This is a genomic window from Halanaerobiales bacterium (assembly GCA_035270125.1).
Taxonomy (GTDB): Bacteria; Bacillota; Halanaerobiia; order Halanaerobiales; family DATFIM01; genus DATFIM01.
Genome location: DATFIM010000112.1, coordinates 1 through 5323 on the forward strand (window position 1 = coordinate 1; position 5323 = coordinate 5323).

9 protein-coding genes are annotated in these 5323 nt (G+C 28.0%); 1 reads left to right on the plus strand and 8 read right to left on the minus strand.

The window, feature by feature from the left end; genetic code table 11:
- On the minus strand, positions 1-223 hold a 223-nt coding region (locus tag VJ881_05935), incomplete at its 3' end, for a tyrosine-type recombinase/integrase (GenBank protein HKL75589.1).
- A gap of 150 nt (positions 224-373) precedes the next feature.
- On the opposite strand from VJ881_05935, the gene VJ881_05940 reads away from it, so the two are divergent.
- Complete coding sequence (locus VJ881_05940; protein HKL75590.1) at positions 374-1717, plus strand: MFS transporter; 1344 nt, start codon at positions 374-376, stop codon at positions 1715-1717.
- Positions 1718-1809: 92 nt separating this feature from the next.
- Here VJ881_05940 and VJ881_05945 read toward each other — a convergent pair whose 3' ends face one another.
- The 7 genes from VJ881_05945 to VJ881_05975 form a co-directional block, all read right to left on the minus strand.
- Positions 1810-2232, minus strand: coding sequence for a DUF86 domain-containing protein (locus tag VJ881_05945; GenBank protein HKL75591.1), 423 nt, complete (start codon positions 2230-2232; stop codon positions 1810-1812).
- Positions 2233-2236: 4 nt separating this feature from the next.
- Complete coding sequence (locus VJ881_05950) at positions 2237-2668, minus strand: nucleotidyltransferase domain-containing protein (GenBank protein HKL75592.1); 432 nt, start codon at positions 2666-2668, stop codon at positions 2237-2239.
- A 1-nt stretch (position 2669) separates the two neighbouring features.
- Complete coding sequence (locus VJ881_05955; GenBank protein HKL75593.1) at positions 2670-2894, minus strand: hypothetical protein; 225 nt, start codon at positions 2892-2894, stop codon at positions 2670-2672.
- Entirely contained in the window at positions 2836-3030 is a 195-nt protein-coding gene (locus VJ881_05960; protein ID HKL75594.1) for a hypothetical protein, read from the minus strand. Before VJ881_05960 ends, VJ881_05955 begins: the two co-directional genes overlap by 59 nt.
- Positions 3031-3063: 33 nt before the next feature.
- A complete protein-coding gene (locus VJ881_05965; GenBank protein HKL75595.1) occupies positions 3064-3477 on the minus strand; it encodes a DUF86 domain-containing protein in 414 nt (137 codons plus the stop codon).
- Position 3478: 1 nt separating this feature from the next.
- Positions 3479-3907 (minus strand): nucleotidyltransferase domain-containing protein, encoded by a 429-nt coding sequence (locus tag VJ881_05970; protein HKL75596.1) that lies wholly within the window; start codon positions 3905-3907, stop codon positions 3479-3481.
- Between the two features lie 126 nt (positions 3908-4033).
- Complete coding sequence (locus VJ881_05975; GenBank protein HKL75597.1) at positions 4034-5215, minus strand: coenzyme F420-0:L-glutamate ligase; 1182 nt, start codon at positions 5213-5215, stop codon at positions 4034-4036.
- Positions 5216-5323: the final 108 nt, after the last annotated feature.

Sequence of the window (5323 nt, forward strand, 5' to 3'; positions counted from 1 at the left end):
CATTTATCAAAAACTGTTTATTTTTAGATGTCTTTTGTTCTTTTATAATTATATGACTTTTATTTTTTACATCTTCAACTTTTAAACTTAACAAATCACCTATTCTTAAACCTGTATTTATACCTAAAACAAATAGCATATAATTTCTATAACTTTTTTTCTTTAAAATATTTTTTATTTCCTTTATTTTATTTTTATCTCTAATTGGCTCAACCTTATTCATTTTTTTCTCCTCTTATTGTTATTTTATTACATTTTATATTAATTATACCATTATAAGCTAAAAATTAAAAGTATTTATTTTAAAATAATCCTTTTAAATTCATGTTTTTTTTGATAAACTCTAGTCAAATTATAATCTGGGAGGAAAACAATGAAGCAATTATTGCAAAAAATTATATCCTATTTTCCCAATTTAAAAAGTATAAAAGACACTGGTAGCAGTTTTAAAACAGCAACTTTTACAAGAACTATTCATTCCATTTCTTATAAAGGTACCATATTTTTTGCCCTTGTCTTATTTTTACAAAATAAAGGAATGAGTATGAGAAATATTGCCCTTTTAAACTCTATTTATTTCTTACCACAACTTTTTTCTACAACTCTGGTAGGAAGTATATCTGATGCCCTTGGTAATCGTAAATTTTTCCTATATTCAGCTTTTTTAGGTTCAGGAATTATATTTTTTCTCTTACCTTTTCCGGATTGGGTAGGTTTTTTCTTTATACTTCGTTTTTTACAGGGGATAATCGAATCAGCTATCCGTCCTCTATCACAGGCAATAATCTCTGAAGAAAGTAATGAAGATGATCGAGGAGAAAAAATAAGTATCTATAAGATATTTGTCTTTTTTGGCTCAATGTTAGGACCGGTCTTAATGGGATTTCTCATTCAATATACAAGTTTTTTACTGGCCTTTTTTATCACTGGATTCTTAATGGTATTTGCTGCAGGACTGGCCTATAAATATATTGACAGTGAAAAACTAGGAGATAAAAGTAAAAATAAAGTTAACTTTTCTAATATAATTCCAGTTATCAAAAATTTAGAATTTAAAGACCTTTTTACAGAAGGTTTTATTTTTGCCAGCAGTCAAAAAGAAGGACCGCGCCTCTTTTCCCCTTTAAAATGGAAAAATGACCCGGCATCTCTTTTTTGTTTAATTACTTTTATTAGAAGAACTGCTTTTAATTCTTTTAAAACTTTTTTACCGATCTATTATACAACTGTTATTGGTATCTCTGAAGGTTCTGCTGGAAGTTTTGAAGGGTTAAAAAGGTTTTTTATAATTTTAGCGATTATCATTGGCGGTTCTCTGGCAGATAGCTGGGGTAGAAAACCTCTGCTTATAATCTCAAGTTTTTCCTTTTTAGGACCACTTATCTATGTATTTTATCCTACAAAAATTGGAATCTGGCTGGCAGCAATTATCATTGGGATAACTATCGGTTCTTTTAATCCAACTTCTATTACTTATATGGTTGACTTTTCTCCAAAAACTAAACAGGGAACCTATCTTGGGGCTTTAGAAAGCTCAAGTTCTTTAAGTAGAATTTTAGGTCCAGCCTTAGGTGGGTTTTTAGTAGAATTTTTAAGTCTAAAGGCTGTCTTTTTTACGGCAGGTATTATTATGTTTCTCACTGTCCCTCTCTCTTTTCTTTTAGAAGAATCTAAAGAAAATATAAATTTCAAAGAAAAAAGAAAGGCTGCAAAATGATCAGGTCATATTTCTTTTCCCTCCTCTTTAATGACTTTTAATAACGATTTTTTTCAACCATACTATTCCCCACCTCTATTTCTTTAATTTTTTTAGTTTTTATTTATATAATTCATAATTTCATTGGTGAATATATCAAAGTCATCCAACCGCTCCTGTAATATCTGATATATTTCTTCTTTATCTATTTGATTATACATATGAACTAGTCGATTTCGATAACCTGCCATACCTCTAATATTTTCGGTAAATTCTTTACTCAATACTCCCCCATTATTTAAAATATCAAACACTTCAGTATAATCTTGCGGTTGTCCCAAATCTTCCTTCACACATATATGTCGCCCTAAATCTATAACAGCTTCTAAAGATCTTCTCAAATGATGTTCAGCAATAGCAAAATAATCATCATTATTTTTAAATTCTTGCTTTGAAAGCTTAGAAATTTCTTTTAATCTCTTTAAAGAATTTTTAATTATACTAATTCTATCTAAAACAACCTCTCTATTAACCATAAAATTACCTCCCACTTAGTATCTTTTCTTCTAATTCTTTATAATAAAGTTCAAGTTCTTTTTTAAAATCAAGCCCCTTACAAATGACCATATCTTCATAATCTAAACGTTTCTCTTTATCCGCAGAATAAATAACTTCTCCTTTAGTAATAACTTTAAAGGGGATTTTCAAACCTGAATTTTGTAAAAAAAGAAGGTCTATTTTTGAAAAATCAAAAATACTTACTAATTCATTTTTAAAACTCATATAAAAATTAACATCATTTAATTTGTCTTTTTCTGATTCAAAAAAAACAACTCCCAGATCCAGATCACTAAACTTATCAGTCTTTTCACCTAACTGAGATCCAAATAAATAAATTGCCAACACTCCATTTTCTTTGCAGTAATTTTGCAATTTATCATAATCTATTTTCTTTTTTATTTTTTTATTCAAATTAATCACCTAACTTCTCTTTAATCTTTTTCATAAAATCCATTAATTCACTTTTAGTTCCTTCAATTTCTACTTCATTAACCTTATCCCAACTGCCTGCTAAAGGTCCAGAAGTTACTTCAATAGCTATATTAGCATCTTCTAAGATCCAGTACTTCCCCTCTTTTTCAAACCCTAAAGGACTTAAAACAGAATTTATATTTTTTTCTTTTTCTTGCCATTTCAAATAAAAGTTTTCTTTTTTCTTTACCACGAGGTGGAGCTTCACTTTCAGTTATATTTACTTCATCTCTAAGCTGCAAAAGCTCTGCTTTTAATCTTTTTCGTTTTTTATTATATTTTTTAAAATTAATTTTTCTCATAAAGCTCACCTCCAATTATAACAAAGAGAAATTCTAAGAAATATACTCTCTATACCATTTGAATATTTCTTTTAAGTCAACTACATTTTCTCTTACTATTTTCAATAAGATTTCTGCATCAATATCAGCATAATCATGGACTATAATATTTCTAAATTTAGCCATTTTAACATAGTCTTCAACATTTTCTTTGATAATATCATTTTGGGCTAAAATTTTAATAATTTCACTGTTGAATTTAGGATTACCAAGTCGCTCATCACTTATAATATGGCTACCTATATCTAAAATAGCTTCTATTGCAAGATGTAGAGTTCTTTCTAAATATCTAAACAATATTTTGTTATTTTCCAATTCTTCAAGAGTCAAATCTCTATATTCTTCTAAATCTAAAATATATTCTTCTAAAAGACTCAACCTATCTTTTATTATTTCTTTATCAACCAATTTAAAATCTCCCTCCTAAATTCTTATTAAAAATATCATATCTTTTCCTCATATCAATATAATTTAAAATCACCTGTTTTTCTAACTTTACTCTTTTACTATTATTTTTACAGTGAATTAATTTTCCATCTAAAATATGGTGTTTTATTTTTAGATCTACATTTTCAAAATCTACTAAATCAACTTTTATTTTTATTAAATCCTCTATATCTGCAAGCATTTTTAGCTTAATATCAAATTTATCAAACTTATCAATTTCTTCTTTAAAAATAACAGCCAGATCCAGGTCACTTCTATTATTAAAACTTTGTTTATAAAATGAACCAAAAATATAAACAGCTATGATTTCATTTTTATTTGAAAAATAATCTTTTAGTTTCTTTTCAATTAATTTTTTGTCTAAAATTTTACTTTCTCTAGAGTTCTGCATAAAAGCACACCTCCAATTTAAATCTTCTTTATCTTAATTATAACACAATTCTTTCCAAATTAGAAAATCCCCTGCTATATTAAAAATAACAGGGGATGAGTTCTAAATTATTCATAAGTATATATTTTATTCTGTAGCTAAATTATCAAAATAGCCCTGAATTAAAATAACAGGAGTTCCTCTATCTCCACTGCCACTAACTAAATCACTAAGACTACCTAAAAGATCAGTTAATTGTCGGGGAGTAGTTCCCTGAGCTTCTATTTCTCCTACTAAATCTTCATCTTTTTTCTTTATTTCATCTTTCATCGCTTCCATAAGTTCTTCCCCTTCAAGGTCACCAAGATCATTATCTGCTAAATATTTCAATTTTACTTCATTAGGAGTACCTTTTAGTCCTGGGGTAAAGGCTGGTGAGACTACTGGATCAGCAAGTTCCCAAATTTTACCTACCGGATCTTTAAAAGCACCATCACCATAGATCATAACTTCTATATTTTTACCTGTTAAATCTATTAATCTTTTTTGAACTTCATTTACAAATTCTTCACCATTTCTTGGAAAAAGTTTTAACATTTGATCAGAGGCCTTATTAGAACCAAGTAAACCATAATCAGGATTATAACCTTTATTATCTCTTCTCTCTCTGCAAATGTCATCAAGACCAAAAACAATATTTGCTCCTTTTTCTTTTAATTTGTTTTTGGTTTTATGACGGGTATGTATATCAGCTGCTAACACATCTTTAGTATATTTTAAAATCGTTTCTGCTCTGTTAGAAAAGATAAACTCAATCTCAGTATCTCCAGCTAATTTTTTATAATAATCTACATAATTTATACCTGTAAATGGATGTTTATAACTTCCAAAATAATTATAGTATTCCTCTTCACTTAAAGTATCTGTATAAGGATCAAAATATGAATCAGCAAGTTTTTTAGGGTCCATTAAAGAATTACCAACTTCATCACGAGGATACTTAAGTTGTAGATATATTTTTCTTTTAGTCTTAGCAATAGCTTTTAAAATCATTGAAAATCTATTTCTACTTAAAATAGGAAAAACTACTCCAATCTCTTCTGGATATTTTTCCTTTAACTCTTCTACTATATCATCAATATTAACATAATTACCCTGAGCTCTGGCAACTACTGATTCTGTAATAGCCACTACATCTCCATCTTTTAGTTCATATCCTTCTTCTTCCCATGATTTTTGTAAAGAAGAAACTACAATATCAACTAAGTCATCTCCTTCTTTTATAATTGGAGTCCTAATCCCCTTTACTTCTGTACCAATTGTTCTCATTAACTCCATCTCCCCTTTCAGTGTATAAATATATATTGTGAAATTAAACTTTTTATACTCTCATTTACTCTTTAATTATACCATAATTGAACTGTTAACCCAAAAAAA